Origin of the sequence: Promicromonospora sp. NPDC019610, from assembly GCF_044389365.1 — a bacterium.
Taxonomy (GTDB): Bacteria; Actinomycetota; Actinomycetes; order Actinomycetales; family Cellulomonadaceae; genus Promicromonospora.
In genome coordinates this window covers 892,723-917,310 of record NZ_JBIRXX010000001.1, presented here as the reverse complement: position 1 = coordinate 917,310, position 24,588 = coordinate 892,723, and the positions used below count along the sequence as shown (strand labels likewise).

Annotated in this window: 21 protein-coding genes; 5 read left to right on the top strand and 16 right to left on the bottom strand. The window is 72.2% G+C overall.

Going from position 1 to position 24,588, the window contains the following annotated elements:
• Positions 1-108: 108 nt before the first annotated feature.
• The 14 genes from yjfF to ACH45N_RS03915 all read right to left on the bottom strand — a co-directional run bounded on the left by yjfF (position 109) and on the right by ACH45N_RS03915 (position 16,332).
• Entirely contained in the window at positions 109-1,116 is a 1,008-nt protein-coding gene (yjfF, locus tag ACH45N_RS03980) for a galactofuranose ABC transporter, permease protein YjfF (RefSeq protein ID WP_397391375.1), read from the bottom strand.
• Positions 1,116-2,189: an ABC transporter permease gene (locus ACH45N_RS03975; RefSeq protein ID WP_397391373.1), complete on the bottom strand. Its 1,074-nt coding sequence runs from the start codon at positions 2,187-2,189 to the stop codon at positions 1,116-1,118. The genes yjfF and ACH45N_RS03975 overlap by 1 nt, the downstream gene beginning before the upstream one ends.
• On the bottom strand, positions 2,186-3,712 hold the full coding sequence (locus ACH45N_RS03970) for a sugar ABC transporter ATP-binding protein (RefSeq protein ID WP_397391371.1): 1,527 nt from the start codon (positions 3,710-3,712) through the stop codon (positions 2,186-2,188). The genes ACH45N_RS03975 and ACH45N_RS03970 overlap by 4 nt, the downstream gene beginning before the upstream one ends.
• Positions 3,713-3,837: 125 nt before the next feature.
• Positions 3,838-4,845: an ABC transporter substrate-binding protein gene (locus ACH45N_RS03965; RefSeq protein ID WP_397391369.1), complete on the bottom strand. Its 1,008-nt coding sequence runs from the start codon at positions 4,843-4,845 to the stop codon at positions 3,838-3,840.
• A gap of 273 nt (positions 4,846-5,118) precedes the next feature.
• Entirely contained in the window at positions 5,119-6,633 is a 1,515-nt protein-coding gene (gene araA, locus ACH45N_RS03960; protein WP_397391367.1) for an L-arabinose isomerase, read from the bottom strand.
• Positions 6,630-7,370 (bottom strand): L-ribulose-5-phosphate 4-epimerase, encoded by a 741-nt coding sequence (locus ACH45N_RS03955; protein ID WP_397391365.1) that lies wholly within the window; start codon positions 7,368-7,370, stop codon positions 6,630-6,632. Before ACH45N_RS03955 ends, araA begins: the two co-directional genes overlap by 4 nt.
• Positions 7,370-9,034 carry a xylulokinase gene (locus ACH45N_RS03950; protein WP_397391363.1) on the bottom strand — a complete coding sequence of 555 codons (1,665 nt, stop codon included), beginning with the start codon at positions 9,032-9,034 and terminating at the stop codon, positions 7,370-7,372. Before ACH45N_RS03950 ends, ACH45N_RS03955 begins: the two co-directional genes overlap by 1 nt.
• A gap of 215 nt (positions 9,035-9,249) precedes the next feature.
• Positions 9,250-10,599, bottom strand: coding sequence for an ABC transporter substrate-binding protein (locus ACH45N_RS03945; RefSeq protein WP_397391361.1), 1,350 nt, complete (start codon positions 10,597-10,599; stop codon positions 9,250-9,252).
• Positions 10,600-10,661: 62 nt separating this feature from the next.
• The gene (locus ACH45N_RS03940; protein ID WP_397391359.1) at positions 10,662-11,525 is read right to left on the bottom strand and encodes a carbohydrate ABC transporter permease; all 864 of its coding nucleotides are present in this window, start codon (positions 11,523-11,525) and stop codon (positions 10,662-10,664) included.
• Positions 11,525-12,418, bottom strand: coding sequence for a carbohydrate ABC transporter permease (locus tag ACH45N_RS03935; RefSeq protein WP_397391357.1), 894 nt, complete (start codon positions 12,416-12,418; stop codon positions 11,525-11,527). The genes ACH45N_RS03940 and ACH45N_RS03935 overlap by 1 nt, the downstream gene beginning before the upstream one ends.
• 194 nt (positions 12,419-12,612) lie before the next feature.
• Complete coding sequence (locus tag ACH45N_RS03930) at positions 12,613-13,614, bottom strand: LacI family DNA-binding transcriptional regulator (protein ID WP_397393793.1); 1,002 nt, start codon at positions 13,612-13,614, stop codon at positions 12,613-12,615.
• A 47-nt stretch (positions 13,615-13,661) separates the two neighbouring features.
• On the bottom strand, positions 13,662-14,465 hold the full coding sequence (gene proC, locus ACH45N_RS03925) for a pyrroline-5-carboxylate reductase (RefSeq protein WP_397391355.1): 804 nt from the start codon (positions 14,463-14,465) through the stop codon (positions 13,662-13,664).
• Positions 14,466-14,541: 76 nt separating this feature from the next.
• Positions 14,542-15,195, bottom strand: a complete 654-nt coding sequence (locus ACH45N_RS03920) for a hypothetical protein (protein WP_397391353.1) — start codon at positions 15,193-15,195, stop codon at positions 14,542-14,544.
• A gap of 186 nt (positions 15,196-15,381) precedes the next feature.
• Complete coding sequence (locus tag ACH45N_RS03915) at positions 15,382-16,332, bottom strand: phosphatase PAP2 family protein (protein WP_397391351.1); 951 nt, start codon at positions 16,330-16,332, stop codon at positions 15,382-15,384.
• Positions 16,333-16,434: 102 nt separating this feature from the next.
• Between ACH45N_RS03915 and radA the strand changes: the two genes are divergently transcribed.
• A complete protein-coding gene (radA, locus tag ACH45N_RS03910; protein ID WP_397391349.1) occupies positions 16,435-17,868 on the top strand; it encodes a DNA repair protein RadA in 1,434 nt (477 codons plus the stop codon).
• Positions 17,869-17,921: 53 nt separating this feature from the next.
• The gene (gene disA / locus ACH45N_RS03905) at positions 17,922-19,004 is read left to right on the top strand and encodes a DNA integrity scanning diadenylate cyclase DisA (RefSeq protein WP_285100798.1); all 1,083 of its coding nucleotides are present in this window, start codon (positions 17,922-17,924) and stop codon (positions 19,002-19,004) included.
• A gap of 217 nt (positions 19,005-19,221) precedes the next feature.
• Here the strand turns inward: disA and ACH45N_RS03900 are convergent, their stop codons facing one another.
• Positions 19,222-20,025 (bottom strand): hypothetical protein, encoded by an 804-nt coding sequence (locus ACH45N_RS03900; protein WP_397391346.1) that lies wholly within the window; start codon positions 20,023-20,025, stop codon positions 19,222-19,224.
• Positions 20,026-20,370: 345 nt separating this feature from the next.
• Here ACH45N_RS03900 and ACH45N_RS03895 point away from each other — a divergent pair, with 345 nt between their 5' ends.
• Positions 20,371-21,234 (top strand): A/G-specific adenine glycosylase, encoded by an 864-nt coding sequence (locus tag ACH45N_RS03895; protein WP_397393791.1) that lies wholly within the window; start codon positions 20,371-20,373, stop codon positions 21,232-21,234.
• A gap of 31 nt (positions 21,235-21,265) precedes the next feature.
• Here ACH45N_RS03895 and ACH45N_RS03890 read toward each other — a convergent pair whose 3' ends face one another.
• Positions 21,266-21,793 carry an amino-acid N-acetyltransferase gene (locus ACH45N_RS03890; RefSeq protein ID WP_397391344.1) on the bottom strand — a complete coding sequence of 176 codons (528 nt, stop codon included), beginning with the start codon at positions 21,791-21,793 and terminating at the stop codon, positions 21,266-21,268.
• A 184-nt stretch (positions 21,794-21,977) separates the two neighbouring features.
• Between ACH45N_RS03890 and ACH45N_RS03885 the strand changes: the two genes are divergently transcribed.
• Both ACH45N_RS03885 and ACH45N_RS03880 read left to right on the top strand, forming a co-directional pair.
• Entirely contained in the window at positions 21,978-23,723 is a 1,746-nt protein-coding gene (locus ACH45N_RS03885) for an FAD-dependent oxidoreductase (protein ID WP_397391342.1), read from the top strand.
• Between the two features lie 105 nt (positions 23,724-23,828).
• Positions 23,829-24,557: an MIP/aquaporin family protein gene (locus tag ACH45N_RS03880; RefSeq protein ID WP_397391340.1), complete on the top strand. Its 729-nt coding sequence runs from the start codon at positions 23,829-23,831 to the stop codon at positions 24,555-24,557.
• Positions 24,558-24,588 lie beyond the last annotated feature (31 nt).

The window sequence follows — 24,588 nt, the reverse complement described above, 5'->3', positions numbered from 1 at the left end:
CGGATGGGACTACACCCCTGACTCGGCGAGCGGGGCTTGCCGAGTCAGGGGGTTGGTCGGACCCCGCCCCTGACTCGGCGCAGGGGGCTTGCCGAGTCAGGGGGTTGGTTACGTGCGGCGGAGGCTCAGGACGCGCTGGAGCAGCACGAAGATGAGCAGCAGCACGCCGATCACGATCTTGGTCCACCAGGAGCTGAGGGTGCCCTCGAACGTGATGATCGTCTGGATCAGACCGAGCACCAGCACGCCGAGCACGGAGCCGAGCACGAACCCGGTGCCGCCGGTGAGCAGCGTGCCGCCGATGACGACGGCGGCGATGGCGTCGAGCTCCATGCCCACGCCGGTCAGGGAGTAGCCGGACCGGAACGCCATCGCGAACAGCAGGCCGCCGAGCCCGGCGCAGGTGCCGCTCACCACGTAGGCGAGCACCTTGGTGCGGGCCACGGGCAGGCCCATGAGCAGCGCGGACTGCTCGCCGCCGCCGATCGCGTACACCGTGCGACCGAACCGCGTGAAGTGCAGCACCAGGAACCCGAGGCCCACCACGATCAGCGCGATCAGCACGCTGGAGGTCATGCGCCACTCGCCGAAGATCTGCACCCAGGTGGCCAGCTCGATGAACGCCGGGTTGTCGATCGCGATGGACTCCGGCGCGATGAGGAAGCAGAGTCCGCGCGCGAGGAACATGCCCGCGAGGGTCGCGACGAACGGCTGGACCTGGAAGTAGTGGATCATCACGCCGTGCGCCAGGCCGATCACCGTCCCGGCGAGCACGGCGAGCGGGATCACCACTCCCACCGGCCAGCCGGCCTGGAGCAGCGCCGCGGTGATCACCGTGGACAGCGCCAGCACCGACCCGACCGACAGGTCGATACCGCCCGTGAGGATCACGAACGTCATGCCCACCGCGAGCACGATGAGGTGCGCGTTGTTGATGAACAGGTTGGAGATCACGGCGGGCGTCAGGAAGTTCTCGTACCGGGTGCCGCCCACGATGAGCATGAGGGCGAGCACCACGAACGTGCCCAGCACCGGCAGGTAGCGCCGGTCCAGCCGGGTGGGGAGCCGCAGCCCGCGGCGGGCGCGCGGGGTACGGGTGGGGGCCGACGTCGTCATCAGGCCTTCACCTCCGTCGAGTCGGGGGACGGGTCGGGGCGGGCGGCGGGCGGCGGCTCGGTCGGTGCCATGACCTGGCGGCGGCGCGCGGCCGTGAGCCGCTCCCGCATCCGGGGCGACTGGAGCAGGGTCACGGCGATCACGACCAGCGCCATGAACAGGGGCGTGACCAGCGGCGAGATGCCGAGCACGGTGACGGTCCGCTCCAGGGTGGCGATGACCAGCGCGCCGACCAGGGTGCCGGACAGGTTGAACTTGCCGCCCGAGAGCGCCGTCCCGCCGATCACCACCGCGAGGATGGCGTCGAGCTCGATGAACAGGCCGGCGTTGTTGGCGTCGGCCGCCATGGTGTCGGCGCTGATCAGCAGGCCGGCCAGGCCGGCGAACAGGCCCGACGCCGTGTACACGGTCCAGGTCAGCGTCCGCGACCGCACGCCGGAGAGCCGGCTGGCGGCGGGGTTGATGCCCGTCGCCTCCAGCAGCATGCCGAGCGCAGTGCGCCGCACGACGAACGCGACCACGGCAAAGACGCCGAACGCGATGACGGCGGCCACGGGCAGGCCGAGCCAGAACCCGGAGCCCAGCACCTTGAACGGCGCGCTGTTGACCGTGGTGATCATGCCGCCCGTGATCAGCATGGCCACGCCGCGGCCCGCCGTCATGAGGATGAGGGTGGCGATGATCGGCTGGATGCCGAGCACCGAGACCAGGAACCCGTTCCACACGCCCAGCACCAGGCAGAGCGCCAGGGCCAGCGCGATCGCGGTGAGCACCGTGACGGGAGAGTCCGGGTTCGGCGACGACGCGATGTGCGACAGCGCGACGGCCCCGGAGACCGCGACCACCGCGCCGACCGACAGGTCGATGCCGCGCGTCGCGATGACCAGCGTCATGCCGAGGGCGACGAGCAGCAGGGGCGCCGTCGTCCGCAGGATGTCGATCGGGGCCCCGAAGAGGTGGCCGTCCCGGACGGTGACCGCCAGGAAGCTGGGCCGGGCGACCGTGTTGGCGACCAGCAGCGCGACGAGCGCGGCCACGGGCCAGAACAGGTGGTGGCGCAGGACGTCCCTCATGCTGCCCCACCTCCCGCGATGAGGTCGACCACCTGGTCCATCGTGGCTCCTCCTCCGTCGATCTCCGCCACCTTGCGCCGGTCGCGCAGCACCGCGATGCGGTGCGAGATGCGCAGCACCTCCTCGAGCTCCGCGGAGATGAAGACGACGGACATGCCGTCGGCGGCCAGCTCGGCCACCAGCTTCTGGATCTCCGCCTTGGCGCCGACGTCGATGCCGCGCGTCGGCTCGTCCAGCACCAGCAGCTTCGGCGCGGTGGCGAGCCACCGCGCGAGCACCACCTTCTGCTGGTTGCCGCCGGACAGGTTGCGCAGCAGCGCCTCCGGGTTGGCGGGCCGGATGCCGAGCTGCTTGATGTACCGCGCGACCAGCTCGTCCACCTGCTTGCGGGGCAGCGGTCGCATCCAGCCGCGCTCCGCCTGGAGCGCGAGCACGATGTTCTCGCGCACGGTCAGGCCGTCCACGACGCCCTCGCCCTTGCGGTCCTCGGACGTGTACGCGATGCGGTGGCGCATCGCCGCGCGCGGGTTGCGCAGGCGCGTCGGCCGCCCGGACACGCGGGCCTGCCCGACGTCGGCCCGGTCGGCGCCCGTGAGCAGGCGTGCCAGCTCCGTGCGGCCCGAGCCGAGCAGCCCGGCGAGGCCGACCACCTCCCCCTCGAACAGGTCGAGGTCGAACGGCTGCACCGAACCCTTGCGGCCCAGGCCGACCACCTGCAGCAACGGGGTGGTGTCGGCGGGGCGCTCGGCCTGCTCCAGCACCTCCTCCGCGGCCTCCAGGACGTCCATGGACCGGCCGATCATGTGCTGCACCAGCTCCGCGGCGGGCAGGTCGGCGGTCACGTACTCCCCCACGAGGGTGCCGTTGCGCAGCACCGTCATCCGGTCGGAGACCTCGTAGACCTGGTCCAGGAAGTGGCTCACGAACAGGATCGCGACGCCGTCCGCGCGCAGCGCGCGCATGACCGTGAACAGGTGCTCGACCTCGTCCGTGTCCAGGCTGGAGGTGGGCTCGTCGAGGATGAGCACCTTGCAGTCGCCCACCGTGGCCCGGCAGATCGCCACGAGCTGCTGCACCGCCAGCGAGTGCGACCCCAGGGACGACGCCGGGTCGATGTCCAGGCCCATCCGCTCCAGGTGCGTCGCCGCCTGCCGGCGGATCGCCCGCCAGTTCAGGCCGCCCAGCACCCGCGGCTCCGCCCCGAGCATGATGTTCTCCGCGACCGTGAGGTTCTCGCAGAGGTTGACCTCCTGGTACACGGTGCTGACGCCGTGCGCGCGGGCGTCGGCCGGGCCGCTGAACCGCCGCTCGACGCCGTCGACGCGGATGGTCCCCGCCGTCGGCGAGTGGATGCCCGTCAGGGCCTTGATGAGGGTGGACTTGCCCGCGCCGTTCTCGCCCATGAGGGCGTGGATCTCACCGGGCCGCAGGCTGAGGTCGACGCCGTCGAGGGCCTTGACCGGTGGGAACTCGACGCTGATGCCGGCCATCTCGACGACGGGTGGTGTGGTCTGCTGGGTCATCCTCGACCTTCTTACGTGGTCCCCGGGTTGCGGGCCCACCCGCTGGTCGAGCTTGTCGAGACCCGGACCTCGACAAGCTCGACCGGCGGACGCGGCTCACGAGCGCGGGGGTGGCGGCAGGGGCGTCAGTACTCGCGGGTGGGCAGCGCTTCCTTCGCCGCCTCCTGGTCGAACGCCTCGTCCTTGACGACGATGCGCTTCTCGACCTCCTCGCCGGCGATGACCTTCTTGGCGATGTCCGCCAGGTCCGGGCCGAGCAGCGGGTTGCACTCGACGATGTAGTTGATCTTGCCGTCGGCGAGCGCCTGCATGCCGTCCTTGACGGCGTCGATCGTGATGATCTTGATGTCCTCGCCCGGCGTCAGGCCGGCGGCCTCGATCGCCTCGATCGCGCCGAGGCCCATGTCGTCGTTGTGCGCGAACACGAGGTCGATGTCGTCGTGGGCGTTGAGGAAGCCCTCCATGACGGTCTTGCCCTCGGCGCGCGTGAAGTTGCCGGTCTGGCTGTCGATGATCTCGATGTCGGAGCCCTCGATGGCGGACTCGAAGCCCTCCTTGCGGTCGATCGCCGGCGCGGCGCCGGTGGTGCCCTGGAGCTCGACGGCCTTGTAGCCCTCGCCGTCGTACTGCTCGACGGCCCACTCGCCGGCCGTCTCCCCCTCCTTGACGAAGTCGGAGCCGATGAACGACTCGTACAGGGTCTCGTCGCTGGAGTCGACGGCGCGGTCCGTGAGGATCACGGGGATGCCGGCGGCCTTGGCCTCCTGGAGCACGGCGTCCCAGCCGGTCTCGACCACCGGGGAGAACGCGATGACGTCCACGCCCTGCGTGATGTAGGAGCGGATCGCCTGGATCTGGTTCTCCTGCTTCTGCTGCGCGTCGGAGAACTTCAGGTCGAACCCGTTCTCCGCGGTGAGCGTGTCCTGGATCGACTTGGTGTTGGCGGCGCGCCACCCGGACTCCGCGCCGACCTGCGAGAAACCGAGCGTGATGACGCCGTCGTCAGCGGCGGCGCCGGTCTCGCCACCACCGCCGGACTGCGTGCCGGCGTCCGAGCTGCACGCGCCGAGTGCGAACAGCGCGGCTGCCGACGCTGCGGCCAGAACGGTACGGGTCAGGGTCGTGCGTGCCATGTCTCCTCCTTGAGATCCCGCACGGCATCGTGCGGGTGTAGCGGCGTGGTGCCCGTTGGAATGTTAGCGCTCACAAATACGGACCGAAAGTGGAGGACGTCACATTCCAGTAACGAGTCTGTCTCGTTTGCCCCAGTAACGGAACGGAACAAGCCAACTGGCACGTTCCGGACATTGCTCGCACACGCCCTCGTTCGTCGAGTGCGGGCTATTTGTTGCTCAGAGGGCTTGGGAGCAACAAATAGCCCGCACTCAACGAAGGGGGGCGTGGGGTCAGAGGGCCTGGGCCAGTCGGTAGTACGCCGCGTTGTGGCGCACCTGGTCGGCGAAGCCGCGGCGCGTCGTGTCCTCGTCGATGACCAGCAGCTCGGTGCGCGCGATGTTCGCGAACACCTCGAACGCCTCGATGCCCGCGGCGGTCGACATGACGGTGTGGTGCGCGCCGCCCGCCGTCAGCCACGACTCCGCGGAGATCTCGAACGACGGCCGGGGCGCCCACATGGCCCGGGCCACGGGCAGGTTCGGCAGGTCGCGCGGCGGCGTGACGACGTCGACCACGTTCGCCGTGAGGCGGAACCGGTCGCGCATGTCGGCGAGCGACACCACGACGGCGCCCTCGACGGCGTCCGCGGAGAAGACCATGCGGACCGGGTCCTCCTTGCCGCCGATGCCGAGCGGGTGGATCTCGATGCGCGGCGTCGTGGTGGTCAGCGACGGGCAGACCTCCAGCATGTGCGCGCCGAGGATGAGCTCGGAGCCGGGGGTGAGGTCGTAGGTGTAGTCCTCCATGAGGCTCGCCCCGCCCGGCAGGCCGAGCCCCATCACCTTGGCCGCACGGACGAGCACCGCGGTCTTCCAGTCGCCCTCGGCGCCGAAGCCGTAGCCCTTCTCCATCAGGCGCTGGACCGCCAGGCCGGGGAGCTGGCGCAGGGCGCCGAGGTCCTCGAAGTTGGTGGTGAACGCCTTGGCGCCGGCCGCCTCCAGGAAGCCCTCGAGGGCGATCTCCTGGCGCGCGGCGTACCGCAGCGACTCGTGCCGCTCGGCGCCGGCGCGCAGCTCGGGGGCGACGTCGTACTTCGCCTCGTACTCCGCGACGACGGCGTCGACCGCGGACTCCTCGACCGCGTCCACCGCCGCGACCAGCTCGTTGACCCCCCACGTGTTCACGGAGACCCCGAACCGCAGCTCGGCCTCGGTCTTGTCACCCTCGGTGACCGCGACGTTGCGCATGTTGTCACCGAACCGGACCAGCGTGAGCTCGTGCGTGGCGGCCCAGCCGGCCGCGCCGCGCACCCAGGTGCCCACCCGGCGGGTGACGGCCGGGCTGGAGACGTGCCCCACCACCGTCGTCCGCGCGACGCCGAGCCGGGTCGCGATGTACGCGTACTCCCGGTCGCCGTGCGCGGCCTGGTTGAGGTTCATGAAGTCCATGTCGATCTCGTCCCAGGGGAGCTCGACGTTGGCCTGCGTGTGCAGGTGCAGCAGCGGCTTGCGCAGCGCGTCCAGGCCGGCGATCCACATCTTCGCGGGGCTGAAGGTGTGCATCCAGGTGACGACGCCGAGAACGTTGTCGTCGCCGTTCGCGTCCAGCATGGCGCGGCGGATGGCGGCCGAGTCCTTGAGGACGGGCTTCCACACGACCCTGACCGGCACGTCGGACGACGCGTCCAGGGCGCGGGCGACCTCCTGGGACTGCTCCGCGACCTGGGCCAGGGTCTCCTCGCCGTAGAGGTCCTGGCTCCCGGTGAGGAACCAGACCTCACGGTCCGCGTAGGGCTTGGTGGTCATGCCTGTCCTTCCGTGGTGGTCGCGGCCTGCTGGCCGTAGACGTTCTGGTAGCGGTCGTAGAGGGCGTCGATGTGCTGCTGCTCGATCGGCAGGGGGTCGCCGAGCTGCCGGGCGACGTGCACCGTGCGGGCCACCTCCTCGACCATCACGGCGGCCTTCACGGCCGCTCGCGCGTCCTTGCCGATGGTGAACGGGCCGTGGTTCTGCATCAGCACGGCGGGGCTGCGGTGGCCGCTGAGGGTCTCGACGATGCCGCGGCCGATCGAGTCGTCGCCGATGATCGCGAACGGCCCCACGGGCACGGGCCCGCCGAACTCGTCGGCCATCATCGTCAGCACGCACGGCACCTCCTCGCCGCGCGCGGCCCAGGCCGTCGCGTACGTGGAGTGCGTGTGCACCACGCCGCCCACCTCACGCATGTGCGCGTACACGTAGGCGTGCGCCGCGGTGTCCGACGACGGCGCGCGGGTCCCGTCCACGAGGTTGCCGTCGAGGTCGCAGACCACCATGTCGGCCGGCGTCAGGTCGTCGTAGGAGACGCCCGACGGCTTGATGACGAACAGGTCGGCGCTGCCGTCCGGCACGTCGGTGTTCGGCACCCGCTGCGACACGTTGCCCGCGGTCCAGACCACGAGGTCCCAGCGCGGCAGCTCCGCGTGCAGGTCCGAGACGACGGCGCGCACGCGCGCCACCTCCTCCTGGACGGCCGCCGAGTAGTCGGTCAGTGTCTTGCTCATCAGTCGCTCTCCTGCGTCGTGTCTCGGGTGCGGAGCGCGGCGACGGCGGCGCGCTCGACCGCCAGGCCCGCGCTGTAGCGCTCCAGGAAGGCGGCGTAGCCCGCCACGTCGTCGGCGTCCGGCTCGACGACGTCGAGCGCGGCGTCCGCGAACACCTCGGTGCTCAGGTACTCGCCCAGGTCCTGCGCCGGGGCGGCCGCGCCGGCCGCGGACGCCCGGTAGGCGGCCAGCACGGCGATGCCCCAGGCACCGCCCTCGCCCGCCGTCCGGCCCACGGCCACCGGCGCGCCGAGCGCGGCGGCCAGCAGGCGCTGGGCCACGCCCTCGGTCTTGAACATGCCGCCGTGCGCGAACATCGCGTCCAGCTCGACCTGCTCCTGCGCGAGCACGCGCATGCCGAGGCTCAGGGTGCCGAACGCGCTGTAGACCTGCGTGCGGGCGAAGTTGGCCAGCGTGAGCCGGCTGTCCGGCATGCGGGTGAACAGCGGCCGGCCGGCCTCCAGGCCGGTGATGGGCTCGCCGGACAGGTAGTTGTAGGCGAGCAGGCCGCCGCCGTCGGCGTCGCCGTCCAGGGCGGACCGCAGGAACGCCTCGAAGACGGCGCCCGGCTCGGCCGGCTGCCCCAGGGCGGCCGCGAACTGGCCGAACACCTCGGCCCAGACGCCCAGCTCGCTGGCGCCGTTGTTGCAGTGCACCATCGCCACGAGGTCGCCGGCGGGGGTGGTGACGAGGTCCAGCTCGTCGTGCACCCGCTCCAGCGGCTTCTCCAGGACGACCATCGCGAAGATGCTGGTCCCGGCGCTCACGTTGCCGGTGCGCGGCGCCACCGAGTTGGTCGCCACCATGCCTGTTCCGGCGTCGCCCTCGGGCGGGCACAGCGGGATGCCCGGGCGGAGCGTGCCGCTCGGGTCCAGCAGGGCGGCGCCCTCCTCGGTCAGGACGCCGGCGTCCGCCCCCGCGGGCAGGACGCCGGGCAGCAGGTCCGCGATGCCCCGGCCGAACCCGTGGCCGGCGGCCGCCTCGTCGAACTGCGCCAGCATCCGCCGGTCGTAGCCCTTGGTCGCCGGGTCGATCGGGAACATGCCCGAGGCGTCGCCCACGCCGAGCACGTGCCGCCCGGTCAGGAGCCGGTGCACGTACCCGGCCAGCGTGGTGACGTGCCGCACCCGCGGCACGTGCGCCTCCTCGTCGAGGATCGCCTGGTACAGGTGCGCGACCGACCAGCGCAGCGGGATGTTGTGCCCGAACAGGCCGGTCAGCTCCGTGGCCGCACGCTCGGTGGTGGTGTTGCGCCAGGTGCGGAACGGCACCAGCAGCTCGTCGGCGTCGTCGAACGCCAGGTAGCCGTGCATCATCGCCGAGACGCCGAGTGCGCCCACGGTGGTGGGCCGTACGCCGTACTGGCGCTCGACGTCCGCCAGCAGCGCGGCGACGGACTCCTGCAGGCCGGTCCGGACCGCCTCCAGCGAGTAGGTCCACACGCCGTCGACGAGCTGGTTCTCCCAGTCGTGGCTGCCGCTCGCGAGCGGCGCGTTGTCCGGTCCGACGAGGCACGCCTTGATCCGGGTGGAGCCGAGCTCGATGCCGAGAGCGGTGCGCCCCTGCTCGATCGCCTCCCGGTGGCCGGCGAGCTGACCCGCTCCTTCGTCCTGCCGCTCCACCATCGTGGACCGCTCCGTCCTGCCCGCACCGTCGCGAGGCGTAGCTCGTGTCTCCGTCGTTCGGCCGCCCTGAGGGCAGCCCGCTCACCGCCTCGGCGATGTTAGCGCTCACACGATACCTGCCTACAACGCTGTACCCAAGCCGGTCCCCCGCACGCGTCAGACCCCCAGGTCACCCGAGGGACCTGGGGGTCTGACACGTGCGGGGCGGGGGTCCGTCAGCCGCCGTTCACCTCGAAGCCCTGCTCGGTGCCGTACGACACGTTCTCCTCCTGCCAGGCGGCGAGGCCGTCCAGCAGCGAGGACTTGTCGAGGTAGGCCTGGCCCACGGTGTCCGCGAAGATGCTGTTCGCGTACGACTGCCACGGCAGGTACTGCCAGCCCTCGTTGACGTCGGCCGCGCCCGCGGCGAGCACCTCGTTGATCTTCTGCCCGCCGAAGTACTCCGACTCGTAGCCCAGGAACTCCTCGGACTCGAGCTGCTTGACGGTGGCGGGGAACCCGCCCGTCGCCATGAAGGCGTCGATCGACTCGTCGCTGGAGTTGAGCCACTTGAGGAAGCCGGCGGCGAGCAGCTTGTTCTCCGCCGCACCCGGGATGGACTCGGCGCTGCCGCCGTTCTCGGCGTTGGTGGGGGTGCCGTCGTAGGTCGGCATCGGGGCGACGCGCCACTTGCCCTTGCCGTCCGGGACGCCGTCCTCCAGGATGCCGGGCATCCATGCGCCGAGCGCGACCGAGCCGATGGTGCCGTCGTTCAGGGCCTGGTACCACTCGTCGCTCCAGCCCGGGAGCTGGCACAGCAGCTCGTCGTCGATGAGCGGCTGGTACATGTCGGCCCACTTGGTGGTGCCCTCGTCAGCCAGGTCGATGGTCACGGCGCCGTTCTCGGTGTGGAACGGCTTGCCACCGGCCTGCCAGATCATGCTGGTGGTGAAGCCGGCGTCGCCGCTGTCGTTGCCGATGCAGGTGTCGGGGTCGTTCTCCTTGATGGTGCGCGCGGCCTCGATGTACTCGTCCCAGGTCGTGGGCACCTCGACCCCGGCGTCGTCGAACACGTCCTGGTTGTAGAAGAACGCCATGGGGCCGGAGTCCTGCGGCAGGCCCCAGATGCCCTGCTGCGAGACGGCGCCCCAGGTGGACGGCGTGTACAGGTCCTCCAGGTCGGCGAACCCGAACGCGGTGAGGTCCACGAGCTGGCCGGGGAGCTGGAACTGCGGGATGGACTGGTACTCGATCTGCACCACGTCGGGCACGCCGTCGCCGGCGGCGATCGCGTTCTGCAGCTTGGTGTTGGCGTCGCCGGCGCCCACGGTGTCCACCAGGGTCACGTCGACGTTCGGGTATGCCTTCTCGAAGGCCGCGACCTGCGTCTCCGCCTGGGGCGTCCAGGTCCAGTAGGTCATGCTGCCGCCCTCCTGGAGCGCGGCCTCGATCTCGTCGGCGTTGGCACCCTCGGAGGCGCCGCCGCCACCGTTGTCGTCCCCGCCACCCGAGCAGGCGGTGAGCGAGGCTGCCAGCAGAGCGGTCAGGGCGCCGAGCGCGACCCGGCGGTTACGGGTGATGGTCATGGTCTTCCTTCTTCCACATCGTTGTAGTTCAGGTCTTTCGACGTCGGCGGGGCCGACCTCGCCTATGCCTTGACGCTGCCCGCGTTCAGGCCGGACTGCCAGTACCGCTGGAGCACGAGGAACACGACGACGATCGGCACGATCGTCAGGAACGAGCCCGTGATCACCAAGTTGAACACCGGCTGGGCGCCGATGCCCGACGCATCCGCCAGCCACTGGTACAGGCCCAGCACCAGCGGGTAGAGATCGGGGTCGTTGAGCATGATCAGCGGCAGGAAGTAGTTGTTCCACGTGGCGACGATCGCGAACAGCGCCACCGTGACGATGCCGGGCGCCAGCAGGCGCAGCGAGATGGTGAAGAACGTGCGCCACTCGCCGGAGCCGTCGACCCGGGCCGCCTCCAGGATCTCGGTGGGCACCGCCTCCGCCGAGAACACCCACATGAGGTAGAGCCCGAACGGGGAGACGAGCGACGGCAGGATCACCGCCCACATGGTGTTGGTCAGGCCCCACTGGCTGAACAGCAGGAACGTGGGCACGGCGAGCGCGGTGCCGGGCACGGCGATCGCCCCGAGGATGACGGCGAACACGGCGTTCCGGCCGCGGAACCGGTACTTGGCCAGGCCGTACCCGGCGGCGGTCGCGAGGACCGTGGCGCCGCCGGCGCCCACCACCACGTAGACCAGGGTGTTGGCGAACCACTTGAGGAAGACGCCGTCGTCGTGCGTGAGCACGTCCCGCACGTTGTCGAAGAACGCGAAGTCGCCCGAGAACCACAGGCCGAACGAGCTGAGCAGCTCGGGCTGGGTCTTGGTGACGCTGAACAGCATCCAGGTGAGCGGCAGGATCGAGTAGATCAGCAGCGCCGCCATCAGGACGGTCAGCGTGATCGACCTGCGCGGGCGGAGGTACGAGTAGCCGGCCATCAGATCTCCCTCCGGGTCCCGCGGAGCTGCACCACGTAGGCGACGACGGCGGTGACCACGCCCATCACGATCGCGACCGTGGCGGCGTAGCTCACCTGGTTGCCCACGAAGCTCAGGTTGTAGGCATAGATGTTCGGTGTGTAGTACGTCGAGATCAGGGCGGGCTCGATCTGCTTGAGGATCGTGGGCTCGTTGAAGAGCTGGAAGCTGCCCAGGATCGAGAAGATGGTGGCGATCACCAGCGCCCCGCGGACGGCGGGGATCTTGATCGACCGGACGATGCGGAACTGGTTGGCGCCGTCGATGGCCGCCGCCTCGTAGATCTCGAGCGGCACCGTCTTGAGCGCCGCGTACAGGATCAGCATGTTGTACCCCACGAACTCCCAGGTCACGATGTTGCCGATCGCGGTGAGGATCCACTGCTTGGTGTACGGGTCGATGAGCGGGAAGCCCACCAGGTCGTTCACGCTGCCGGTGAGGCCCAGCCGGTCGTCGTACATGAAGCCCCACATGAGCACCGCGACGACGCCGGGCACGGCGTACGGCAGGAACAGCGCCACGCGGAAGAAGCTCTTGCCGTGCAGGCGGCCGCTGTCGATCGCGAGCGCGGCGATCAGGGCGATCCCCAGCATGATCGGCACCTGCACCACCAGGAACAGGCCGACACGGCCCACGCCGTCCCACAGCTTGGGGTCGGTGAAGGCGGTCACGTAGTTGGCGAACCCCGCGAAGGTGGTTCCGCCCATGAGCTGGTTGCGGAACAGGCTCAGGTACATGGAGTAGACCAGCGGGGTCACGATGAACAGCGCGAACACCACCAGGAAGGGCGTCACGAAACTCCAGCCCGCTGCGGAGACGCGGCGGCTCGGTGGGCGGCGACCGGGCACGGCCACACCCCTTTCCCCGGACGACGGCGTCCGGATTCACCTGGACGGCTATGTCCTGGAACACGCCGGACGACGCTGCCCGACGACGGGAATGTGAACGTAAACATCCTCGTGCGCGGTGACTCTGCCACTGCCTCGCGGACGTGTCAACGTCCTCTGCGGCAACGTTCTGAGAAAGGTATGCGGGGCGTCCGGGGCGGTCAGGCGCGCGGGGAGGCCGCGCTCCTGCGCACCACCAGCTCGGGCGCGATCAGCTCGGCCGCGGGCCGGCCGCCGTCGACCGCCGCGAGGAGCAGCGCGACGCTCCGCCGGCCGAGGTCGACGAACGGCTGGCGCACCGTCGTCAGCGGCGGGATGAAGTGGCCGGAGCCGTCGACGTCGTCGAAGCCGACCACCGACACGTCGTCGGGCACCGAGACGCCGCACTCCCAGAAGGCGCGCAGCAGGCCGAGCGCGAGCTGGTCGTTGGCGGCGAAGACCGCCGTGGGGCCGGTGCCGGACCGGACACGCTGCGCCAGGTCGAGGCCCACCATGTAGCCGCGGTCCGCGGTCCAGCCCGCGACGACCGGCTCGGGCACGGGCAGCCGGTGCTCGGTGAGCACGGCGCGCCAGGACTCCTCGCGCTCGACGGCGTCGAGCCAGTCCAGCGGGCCCGCGACGTGCAGGATCTGGCGGTGGCCCAGCTCGATCAGGTGCTCCACGGCGAGCCGCGCCCCGGCCCGCTGGTCCACGGACAGCGGGATGACCGGGACGTCGGGCTGGAGCTCGCGGGCGGCGATGAGGACCACGGGCACGGGCGCCTGGAACGACTCCACGGCGTCCGCCACGTCGCTGTGCGGCGCGATGACCACGATCCCCTCGACCGCCTGGTCCATGAAGTGTTCGAGGGCCTTGTGCAGGGTGGCGCCGTCGTACTGCCGCAGCGTCGCGACGCTGACGTACCAGCCCTGCTCCCGCGCCGCCTCCTCGACCGCGATCAGCGTGCTCGACGGACCGAACAGCGGCGACCCGGTGGTCACCACGCCCACCGTGGCCGACCGGGCCGTGACCAGGGCGCGCGCCGCGCTGTTGCGGCGGTAGCCGAGCTCGGCGATCGCCTCCAGCACCCGCTCACGCGTCGCCGGGCGCACGCTCCGGTGGCCGTTGAGCACCCGCGACACGGTCTGGTGGGACACGCCGGCGAGCGCGGCGACGTCGGCCATGGCCGGCGGCCGCGTCGTCGCGGGTCGAGAGATGGTCACGGGAGGAATCATCCACCCAGCTCACGGGCGCGGTCACGCGCCGCGGTGGCGGCGGTCAGGAACGAGGCGCGCACGCCGCCGTCGTCCAGGGCTCGCAGGGCGGCCGCCGTCGTGCCGCCGGGCGAGGTGACCTTCTCGCGCAGGATGACGGGGTGCTCGCCCGTCTCGTCCATGAGGCGGGACGCGCCGAGCAGCGTCTGGATCGCGAGGCGCCGCGCGACGTCGCGCGTCAGGCCGAGCAGCACGCCGGCCTCGGCGAGCGCGTCGGCCACGTAGAAGACGTACGCGGGGCCCGAGCCGGAGATCGCCGAGACGGCGTCCAGGTCCTTCTCCGCGGCGCGCACCACGGCGCCCGTGCCGGCGAACAGGTGCTCGACGGCCTCGAGGTGGACCTCCGTGGCGGCGGCGCCGGGCGCGATCGCCGTGATGCCCGCGCCGATCGCGGCGGGCGTGTTCGGCACGGTGCGCACCACGGCGACGCCAGCCGGCAGCCTGCGCTCGTAGAACGCCGTGGGGTGGCCGGCCGCGACGGTGACGACGACGGCGGCCGGGTCGATCGCGGACGCGATCTCGTCGAGCAGCGCGCCGACGTCCTTGGGCTTCACGCCGACGAGCACGATGCCGGCGCCCTGGACCGCGGCGACGTTGTCGCTGGTGGTGGCCACCTGGTAGGTCTCGCGCAGGTGCTGCGCCTTGGCCTCGGTCCGCACGGTGGCGACGACGTCGGACGCGGCCCAGCCCGCCGACAACGCACCCGCGAGCACCGCCTCGCCCATGTTCCCGGCCCCGAGCACTGCAAGTCGCTGGTTCACCACACCATTGTCCCTCGGCGCGCACGCACGAGGTGCCGCACCCGTCCGTGCGCGGACGGGTCCGGCCGGGACCCCGTCACAGGGGGAACGCCGTGTAGAAGTCCTCCATGACGTCGGTCGGGCCGGTCGCCCGGAGCACGGCGGTGCCGTTCTGCCACACGACCACGGTCTTGCCGCCGTCGGCGGGCACGAACGCGTACTGCCCCACGACCTTCTTGCCGACCTTGACGTCGCCCGTCCGCTCGGCCTCGCCCGCGGACGCCGTCCAGGCCGCGGCGCCGGTGGCCGCCTCGTCGTCCGTGGCCCACTGGCCCGCCACGACCGCGACCTCGACCGAGTCGCCGTCGGAGTACTCGGCGTTCCAGGCCTCGAGCGCGCCCTCGCCCTTGGGTTCCTTGGCCTCGGTGAGCGAGCCGAGCGCGAGCTGCAGCACCGCCGACGGCAGGGCCTTCTGGAACGCGGTCTCGTCGCCGCTGCGGTCCATCGCCTTGACCGTGGGCGTCGGCACCGGGGCCGTCACGGTCACCGTGGGCACGGGCTCCGGCGTGGCCGTGGAGCGCCAGAAGCCGGGCCACACGAGGCCGGCCAGGAGGACCAGCACGAGCACGACGACGAGCACGCCCACGAGCACGACGAGGCGACGGCGCCGGTACACGGCGGGCGACGCCTTCCTCGCGGCCACCGATGCGGTCGCACCGGTGCGCGGTGACTTCACGCGCTGGTCGGTCATGTCTGGCTCCCCCGTGCTAGGTCCATCGGATACCTCACGATGGCTCATCCGAGACCTTATGTCGCGCCACTGACATCGGCAGGGAGGCACGCCCGGCGGGACCGGGTGAGGGCGGGTGGCTTCGGCGGCGCGGCGGGCTCAGGGTGTCGCGGGCTCAGGGGGTCGCGGGCTCAGCGGGTCGCGGGCTCAGCGGGGCCGTGTCGCCGCCTGGCACAGCGGGAGCAGCACCGCGAACGCGGTCGCCGTGATCGCGCACGCCGCGAGGTGGCCGCCCGCGTACGCGGTGAGCCCTGCGTCCCAGGGCAGGCCGGACCCGAGGCGCCCCTCGGTCTCGGCGGCGGCCAGGACCGACAGCACGGCGGCCGGGACCGCGGCGACACCGAGCGCGACCGCGACGATGCGGGTCGGCAGGACGGCGCGCCCGAGGGGATCGTCCTCGGGCCGGTCCGCCCACCCGGCCGGCGTCGCGGCGGCCGCCAGCGCCGTCCACAGCACCACGACCAGGACGGCGGCGACCACGTCCGAGGGGCGGTGCCAGCGGTCCGCGATCGTCGCGAGCCCCATGGCGCAGGTGACGGCGGCACCCGCGAGCGCCGCCACCGGCCGCCAGCGGCGCGGCGCGACCAGCAGGAGGGCGGCCCAGGCCGCCGCGACCACGGTGACGTGGCCGCTGGGCAGGGTGTTGACGTCGCGGTTCCACTCGCCGACGAGGCCGGCCCGGTAGAACACGTTGTCCTTGATCACCTGCGTGGTCAGGTTCGAGCCGAGGATCACGGCGGCGGCCAGGGCGGTGACGCCCCACCTGCGCCGGACCAGCCCGATGCCGCACACGGCGAGGAAGCCGGTCACGAGCCACGGCGGCGAGCCGAGCAGCAGCACGGGCTCCACGGGCCGGTTGACGACGTCCTGGAAGAGGTCGGCCGTGACGAAGACCCGCTCCTCGACCCGCTGCCCGGGCCACGTGGTGACCATCGCCCACCAGACCAGCAGGGTCCCGAGCCCCGCGGCGAGCGCGACCGTGAGGGCGGCCGGGCGGGTGGTCGAACGGGGCGCACCGCGCGGGCGTGCGGGTGGTGGGAGGTCTCGGCGGGTGCGCGACCCGGCGGGGCGCACCATGCGCCCGTCGGTGGCCGGCATGATCGCAAACTACCTGGCCGGGGCGCCGGCCGCGGCCGCCCGAGGGGGTACGGCGCGGGTGATCTTCGGCCGGTGTCAGTGGTGGCACGTACGGTTCCCCTCGTGACCTCATCGACCTCCAAGAAGGCCCGGCCCGCGTACCGGTGCACCGAGTGCGGCTGGACCACCGTGAAGTGGGTCGGCCGCTGCGGGGAGTGCCAGGAGTGGGGCACCGTGACGGAGGACGGTCCGGCGGCGGCAGGCCCGCGCACCGCCGCCGTCTCCCCCGCTCGCGCGCCCGCCCGACCCATCGCGGACATCGACGTGGAGTCGGCGCGCGCCAACCCGACCGGCGTCGGCGAGTTCGACCGGGTCCTGGGCGGCGGTCTCGTGCCCGGGGCCGTGATCCTGCTCGCGGGCGAGCCGGGCGTGGGCAAGTCGACCCTGCTGCTCGCGGTCGCGAGCAACGTGGCCGACGGCGCGCTGGGCCCCGACGGGTTCGAGTCGCCGCGCACGGTGCTGTACGTGACCGGCGAGGAGTCGGCCGGGCAGGTGCGGCTGCGGGCCGAGCGGATCGGGGCACTCTCGCGCACCCTGCTGCTGGCCGCGGAGACGGACCTGGGGACGGTGCTGGGTCACCTGGAGGCCAACCAGCCGGACATGCTGATCGTCGACTCGGTGCAGACCATCGCGTCCGCGCAGGTGGACGGGGCCCCGGGCGGCGTCTCGCAGGTGCGGGAGGTCGCCGCCGCGCTGATCGCCGTGGCCAAGGAGCGGCAGATCCCGACCATCCTCGTGGGGCACGTGACCAAGGACGGCTCGGTGGCCGGCCCGCGCACGCTGGAGCACCTGGTGGACGTCGTATGCCAGTTCGAGGGTGACCGGCACTCGCGTCTGCGCATGATCCGCGCGGTGAAGAACCGGTACGGCCCCACGGACGAGGTGGGCTGCTTCGACCTGTCGGAGGACGGGATCGTGGGGCTGCCCGACCCCTCCGGTCTGTTCCTGTCGCACGCCGGCACGGGGGTGGCCGGCTCCTGCATCACGGTCACGCTGGAGGGGCGGCGCCCGCTCGCCGTCGAGGTGCAGGGGCTCGTGGCGCCCAGCCCGCTGAACAACCCGCGCCGCGCGACCAGCGGCGTGGACTCCAGCCGGCTGGCGATGATCCTCGCCGTGCTCCAGCGGCACGGCGGGCTGCGGCTCGCCGACCAGGACGTCTACGCCTCGACGGTGGGCGGCGTCCGGATCACCGAACCGGCGTCCGACCTCGCGGCCGCCCTCGCGCTGGTGTCCGCGCGGACGGGGAAGCCGCTGCCCGGCGCCACCGTCGCCGTCGGGGAGGTGGGCCTGGCCGGGGACCTGCGGCCCGTCGCCGGGCTGGACCGCCGGCTGGGCGAGGCCGCCCGCCTGGGGTTCGCGCACGCCGTCGTACCGCACGGGACCGGGGTCAAGGCGCCCGAGGGGCTCCAGCTCGTCGAGGCCACGCACATCCGCGACGCGGTGGAGTGGGCGCAGGGCCTAGGCCGTCGAGGTGACAACACGATGGACGACAGATGACCGGTTCATGAAACCAACTGCTTGGCCCCGAGGGCACAGCGTAGGATTTCTTCGTGGCCACGACCTCCTCGCACACTGACGAGCTGCTCCGTGAGACCCTGGCCGCCGTCGCGCCCGGGACCGAACTTCGCGACGGACTCGAACGCATCCTGCGCGGTCGCACCGGCGCGCTCATCGTGCTCGGTCTCGACCCGGTCGTGGAGCAGATCTGCTCCGGCGGTTTCTCGCTCGACGTCGACTTCTCGGCCACCCGCCTGCGCGAGCTGTCCAAGATGGACGGCGCCGTCGTGCTCGACCGGCACGCCACGCGGATCCGCAAGGCCGCCGTCCAGCTGCTGCCCGACCCGACGATAGAGACGACCGAGTCCGGCACCCGGCACCGCACGGCCGAGCGCGTGGCCAAGCAGACCGGGTTCCCGGTGATCTCGGTGAGCCAGTCCATGCGGATCGTCGCCCTCTACGTGGGCGGCCAGCGGCACGTGCTGGAGGACTCGGACACGATCCTCGGCCGCGCCAACCAGGCCCTCGCGACGCTGGAGCGCTACCGCGCCCGCCTCGACGAGGTCTCCGGCACGCTGTCGGCGCTGGAGATCGAGGACCTGGTCACCGTGCGCGACGTGTGCTCTGTGGTGCAGCGCCTCGAGATGGTGGGCCGCATCTCCGACGAGATCGCCGGCTACGTGATCGAGCTCGGTGTGGACGGCCGCCTGCTCGCCCTGCAGCTCGACGAGCTCATCGGCGACGTCGGCTCCGACCGCGAGTTCGTGATCCGCGACTACGTGCTCAGCCGCAAGGACCGCACGCTCGCCGACGTGCAGGCGGAGCTCTCCGCGCTCACGTCGCAGGAGCTGCTCGACATGAGCCAGATCGGCCGGATCCTGGACCTGCCGGGCGGCGGGGACGCGCTGGACGCCGCCGTCGCGCCGCACGGCTACCGGCTCCTGTCCAAGGTGCCGCGCCTGCCGAGCGTCACCATCGAGCAGCTCGTGGGCCACTTCAGCAGCCTGCAGAAGCTCCTCGCCGCGAGCGTGGACGACCTCATGTCGGTCGACGGCGTGGGCGAGCAGCGCGCCCGGACGATCCGCGAGGGGCTGTCCCGGCTCGCCGAGTCGAGCATCCTCGAACGCTACGTCTGACCCACTCCCGCCCGGTCCGCGACGCCGAGTCAGCCGGTTGGTCGGACCACCCACCTGACCCGGCATCCGCATGCGGCCGAGTCAGCGACCTGGTCCGACCAACCACCTGACTCGGCATCCGCATGCGGCCGAGTCAGCTGGTTGGTCCGGAGAACTGGGCTCAGGGGCTCGACAGCTCAGCCTTCTCGTCGGTGGCCGGCTCCGCGCCGGTATCCGCTCACTGCTTCTCGCCCTCGTCGGTGTCCGGCTTCCCGGAGCCGCTCGGCGACGCGGCCCCGGACGGCTCGCCCGACGGCGATCCGGACGCCCCGCCCGACGGTGACCCGGACGGCGACGGCGACCCGGACGGTTGCGGCACCGTGTACGTCAGCCGCACGACGTCGCTGGCCGCGCCCTCGACACCGGCGAGCGTGACCTGCGCCGTGTACGCGCCGGCCGTCGGCTTGGGCTGGCCGGCCGCGCAGCCCGGCGCCGAGCGCGCGTCGGACCAGCTCACGTTCGTCACGTCGACGTCGCCCGGCCCCAGGAGCAGCAGCCGCTCCTCGTCCTGGTCGGCACAGTCCGCCGACGACCAGGCCCGCTCCGCCGTCTGCTCGCCCAGCTCGCCCTCGTACACGGTGACGGCGAGGCCGTGCCGGGGAGCCTCGACCAGGCACTGCACCTGACCGGTGTTCCGCACCGACACGGTGAACTTGACCGGCACCCCGGGCGTGACCGCCGTGCGGTCGGCCACGAGCCCCACGTCGAGGTCCTCGGGTGTGCACGGCGCGGCCGCGGCGTTCGGGTCCACGGGCTCCGGCGGGCTCAGCTTCTCGGCGACGATCGGCGGGTCCGGCTGCGGCCACGTCGCCGCGACCCCGATCCCGCCCAGCGCCACCACGACCAGCACCGCGATCAGGCGTCCCGGCCGGCGCGGGCGTCTGCCGGACGGGCGCTGCTCCACGGCGACGCGGCCCAGAGTCCACTCGGCCCGTTCCGGCGCACTGACCACCTGCTCGACCCCCAGAAGCTGTTGCGACACCTCCGGCCCGACGCGCTCCGCCGGCCGCGGCACCAAAGTACGACTCCGCGCCCGGCCCGGGCGGCAGCCGCGCCGCCGAGTCGGTCACATGTCCTACTTCACGGCCCGGCCGGCCGCATCCGCCGGCCGTCCCGCCGGCCGTGTCCGCCGGCCGTCCCGCCGGCTGTGTCCGCCGGCCGTCCCGCCGGCTGTGTCCGCCGGGCGCCGACCCCGCCAACCGGCCCCGCCCACCGGCCCCACCCTGCCCGCCCACCGCCCACCACCAGCCAGCGGGTCGGCCGGACCACCCCCCGTGCGGCAGGATGAGTCCCCGTGACAGCAGCGGAGGCGACGCGACGTACCGAGATGCGCTCCGGCGTCGTGCAGTGGTTCGACGGCGCCGCGCGCGACCTGCCCTGGCGGGCGCCGGACCGCACCGCGTGGGGCGTGCTGGTGAGCGAGGTCATGCTGCAGCAGACCCCCGTGGTGCGCGTCGAGCCCGCCTGGCACGCGTGGCTGGAGCAGTGGCCCACGCCCGCGGACCTGGCGCGGGCGCCGACCGCCGACGTCCTGCGCGCCTGGGGCCGCCTCGGCTACCCCCGGCGCGCGCTGCGCCTGCAGGAGTGCGCCCGGGCGATCGTCGAGCGGCACGACGGCGTGGTGCCGCGCACCGAGCCGGAGCTGCTCGCTCTCCCCGGCGTCGGCGAGTACACGGCCGCCGCGGTGCTGGCGTTCGCCTACGGGAAGCGGTCCGTGGTGGTCGACACGAACGTGCGGCGGGTGCTGGCGCGGGCGGTCGGCGGGTCGGCGCTGCCCGCGCCGTCGTACACGGCCGCCGAACGGGCCCTGGCGACGTCGCTCGCCCCCGAGGACGACGCCGAGGCCGCGCGATGGGCCGCCGCCTCGATGGAGCTGGGCGCGCTGGTCTGCACCGCCAAGGCGCCGAAGTGTGGCGCGTGCCCCGTCGCCGGGCTGTGCGCGTGGCGCCGCGCCGGCTCGCCCCCGGACGCGCACGCCGACAAGCGCCGCACCCAGGCCTGGGCGGGCACCGACCGGCAGGCGCGCGGCCGGGTGATGGCGGAGCTCCGGCATGCGTCGGAACCTGTGGACCGGGCGCTGCTCGCGGGCCTGTGGCACGACCCGGCACAGCTTGACCGCGCGATCGCCGGCCTGGTCGAGGACGGCCTGGCCGAGCAGGACGACGTCGGCCGCCTGCACCTGCCCCGGTAGCGCGGGGTCCACCTGACCCGGTAGCGCGGGGTCAGAGCTCCAGCAGCATCCGCGAGTTGCCCAGCGTGTTGGGCTTCACGCGCGCCAGGTCGAGGAACTCGGCCACGCCCTCGTCGTACGAGCGCAGCAGCTCGGTGTACACCTCGGGCGTCACGGGCGTGCCGTCGATCTCCCGGAACCCGTGCGCGGCGAAGAAGTCGACCTCGAAGGTGAGGCAGAAGACCCGGCTCAGGCCCAGCGCGCGGGCCCGCTCGATCAACGCCTCGAGCAGCGCGTGCCCCACCTTGCGACCGCGCCAGTCGCGGTGCACGGCCAGCGTGCGCACCTCGGCGAGGTCGTCCCACATCACGTGCAGCGCGCCGCAGCCGACGGCGGAGTCCGGCGCGGCGGGGTCGACCGCCACCAGGAACTCCTGGACCGCCTCGAAGTACCCGACCATCTCGTACGGCCGGAGGATGCGCTCCTGGCTCAGCGGCTGGACGAGATCGCGGATGGTGCGCACGTCGGACGGAAGGGCGGGTCGGATCACGGGCACAGCCGGCGCCTCAGGTGTCGTCACGGCGACACACTACGGCGGGCAGGCGCGGCGGGTGACGTGCGGGTGACATCCGGACGCGCCCGCACGCCCCGTACCTGGTGAAACGATTGGCAAACCGGAAAGTGAGCGAGAGAACATCCCAACACACCCTCGCCACAAGGGCAAAGGTCTTGCCAAGTCACGGAATGCGTGGTGAGTTTGGCGCATGGCCTCTACACGCCTGACCGCAGAAGCGAGGACCCAGGCGCTGGCTGCGCTCGAAGCCAGTGCCAGCCCCGCCGCAGAGCTCGACGTGCTGGTGATCGGCGGCGGCGTGACCGGCGCCGGCATCGCCCTGGACGCGGTCACCCGGGGGTTGTCGACCGCCGTCGTCGAGGCACAGGACTGGGCGCAGGGCACGTCCAGCCGCAGCAGCAAGCTGGTGCACGGCGGCCTCCGCTACCTCCAGATGCTCGACTTCGAGCTGGTGCACGAGGCGCTCACTGAGCGCGACCTCCTGCTACGGGACCTCGCGCCGCACCTGGTGCGGCCGGTCCCGTTCCTGTATCCCCTGGAGCACCGCGTCTGGGAGCGCGCCTACGTGGGCGCCGGCATCGCGCTGTACGACGTCCTCGCGACCGTGACCCCCGGCCGCCGGCCGATGCCGTTCCACCGGCACCTCAGCCGCCACCAGATGGAGACCAAGTTCCCGGACCTGGCGCACGACGCCGCCGTCGGGGCCGTCCAGTACTGGGACGCGTCGGTCGACGACGCCCGCCTGGTCGCGACCCTGATCCGCACGGCCGCCAGCTACGGGGCGCACGCCGCCAGCCGCACCCAGGTGGTCAGCCTGACGCAGGGCGCGACCGGTGCCGTGAACGGCGCGGTGGTCGTGGACCTGGAGACGGGCAAGGAGATCACCGTCCGGGCACGGTCCGTGATCAACGCGACCGGCGTGTGGACGGAGGACACCGAGGCCCTGGCGGGCTCGGAGGGCGGGCTGCGCGTGCTCGCCAGCAAGGGCGTGCACCTGATCGTCCCGCGCGAGCGCATCCGGGGGCACGTCGGGCTGATCCTGCAGACGGAGAAGTCCGTGCTGTTCGTCATCCCGTGGAGCCGGTACTGGATCATCGGCACCACGGACACCCACTGGAGCCTCGACCCGACCCATCCGGTGGCCACGAGCACCGACATCGACTACGTGCTGGACCACGCGAACGCGGTGCTCGCGCACCCGCTGACCAGGGAAGACGTCATCGGCACGTACGCGGGCCTGCGCCCGCTGCTGCAGCCGGGCACCAAGGAGGGCACGAGCAGCGCGAAGGTCAGCCGCGAGCACACGGTCGCATCTCCGACGCCGGGCCTCACCGTCGTCGCGGGCGGCAAGCTCACGACGTACCGGATCATGGCCAAGGACGCCGTGGACTTCGCGATCGGGCAGCGCGCCGCCGCGCTCCCGTCGATCACGCACCAGATCCCGCTCACGGGCGCCGTCGGGCTGCGCGCCGTCCAGCGCCAGGCGCGCACCTGGGGCAAGCGGTTCGGCTGGTCGCCCCCGATGCTGGACCACCTGCTGCACCGGTACGGCGCCAACCTCGCCGAGATCGTGGAGCTGTGCGACGCCGACCCGTCGCTGGCCAAGCCGCTCGAGCACGCCTCCGCCTACCTGCGCGCCGAGGTGCACTACGCGGTGAGCCACGAGGGCGCCCTCCACCTGGAGGACGTGCTCTCGCACCGCACGCGCCTGGTCTACGAGGTGGCGGACAGCGGCACGGCGGCGGCCGACGAGATCGCCGCCGTCGTCGGCCCGCTGCTCGGCTGGGACGCGGCGGACACCGAGCGCGAGATCAGTGCCTGGCAGGCGCGGATCGACGCAGAACGCCAGGCCGCGCAGGAGCCTGACGACGAGGGCGCCGAGCGCGCGCGCCTGACCACACCGGACGTGGCGGCCATGCAGCCGCTCCGCAACTAGGAGAGCGAAGGACCACACCTACTCACAAGCCGACGGGTCGCCCCAAGGGACCGCCGGGACTACCTCCGTACGCCGACAGAGCTGTCGGCAGAAAGCGAGTCAGCGATGAACGCATTCACGGACATCATCGTGCCGGAGTTCCTCGGCACGATGATCCTGCTCCTCGGCGGTGCCGGTGTGGTGGCGAACGCCATCCTGCCCAAGAACAAGGGCTTCAACGGCGGCTGGCTGATGATCAACTTCGGGTGGGGCCTCGCGGTGTTCGCGGGTGTCTTCGTGTCGCTGAAGTCCGGCGCGCACATCAACCCGGCCGTCACCCTCGGCATCCTGGCCAGCGGCGCCGAGGAGTTCGCCCCGGGTGTCGCCGCCGACTTCGGCAACATGCTCATCTACTGGGTGGCGCAGCTCTGCGGCGCCTTCGTGGGCGCCGTCCTCGCGTACCTGGCGTACAAGCAGCACTTCGACGAGGACGCCGACCCGGCCGTGAAGCTGGGCGTCTTCTCCACGGGCCCGGCGATCCGCTCGTACACGTGGAACTTCATCACCGAGCTCATCGGCACGTTCATGCTGGTCTTCGTCATCCTGTCCTTCGCGAACTGGCCGGGCGACATGGGCCCGCTGGCCGCAGCGCTCCTCGTGCTCGGCATCGGTGCCAGCCTCGGTGGCCCGACCGGGTACGCCATCAACCCGGCCCGTGACTTCGGGCCGCGCATCGCCCACTTCGTGCTGCCCATCCCGGGCAAGGGCGGGAGCGACTGGGCGTACTCGTGGGTCCCGGTGCTCGGCCCCCTGGCCGGCGGCGCGCTGGGCGGCCTGCTCATCGCGGCCCTCTGAGCCGAACCCCCAGGCAGACCTCGACACAGAC

Coding starts and splice junctions, on each gene's coding strand:
- ACH45N_RS03975 (WP_397391373.1), bottom strand. CDS start 2,189: ATGAGGGACGTCCTGCGCCACCACCTGTTCTGGCCCGTGGCCGCGCTC.
- ACH45N_RS03955 (WP_397391365.1), bottom strand. CDS start 7,370: ATGAGCAAGACACTGACCGACTACTCGGCGGCCGTCCAGGAGGAGGTG.
- ACH45N_RS03885 (WP_397391342.1), top strand. CDS start 21,978: ATGGCCTCTACACGCCTGACCGCAGAAGCGAGGACCCAGGCGCTGGCT.
- ACH45N_RS03970 (WP_397391371.1), bottom strand. CDS start 3,712: ATGACCCAGCAGACCACACCACCCGTCGTCGAGATGGCCGGCATCAGC.
- ACH45N_RS03945 (WP_397391361.1), bottom strand. CDS start 10,599: ATGACCATCACCCGTAACCGCCGGGTCGCGCTCGGCGCCCTGACCGCT.
- ACH45N_RS03920 (WP_397391353.1), bottom strand. CDS start 15,195: ATGACCGACCAGCGCGTGAAGTCACCGCGCACCGGTGCGACCGCATCG.
- ACH45N_RS03965 (WP_397391369.1), bottom strand. CDS start 4,845: ATGGCACGCACGACCCTGACCCGTACCGTTCTGGCCGCAGCGTCGGCA.
- yjfF (WP_397391375.1), bottom strand. CDS start 1,116: ATGACGACGTCGGCCCCCACCCGTACCCCGCGCGCCCGCCGCGGGCTG.
- ACH45N_RS03915 (WP_397391351.1), bottom strand. CDS start 16,332: ATGCCGGCCACCGACGGGCGCATGGTGCGCCCCGCCGGGTCGCGCACC.
- ACH45N_RS03950 (WP_397391363.1), bottom strand. CDS start 9,034: ATGGTGGAGCGGCAGGACGAAGGAGCGGGTCAGCTCGCCGGCCACCGG.
- ACH45N_RS03930 (WP_397393793.1), bottom strand. CDS start 13,614: ATGGCCGACGTCGCCGCGCTCGCCGGCGTGTCCCACCAGACCGTGTCG.
- ACH45N_RS03940 (WP_397391359.1), bottom strand. CDS start 11,525: ATGGCCGGCTACTCGTACCTCCGCCCGCGCAGGTCGATCACGCTGACC.
- ACH45N_RS03880 (WP_397391340.1), top strand. CDS start 23,829: ATGAACGCATTCACGGACATCATCGTGCCGGAGTTCCTCGGCACGATG.
- ACH45N_RS03895 (WP_397393791.1), top strand. CDS start 20,371: ATGCGCTCCGGCGTCGTGCAGTGGTTCGACGGCGCCGCGCGCGACCTG.
- araA (WP_397391367.1), bottom strand. CDS start 6,633: ATGACCACCAAGCCCTACGCGGACCGTGAGGTCTGGTTCCTCACCGGG.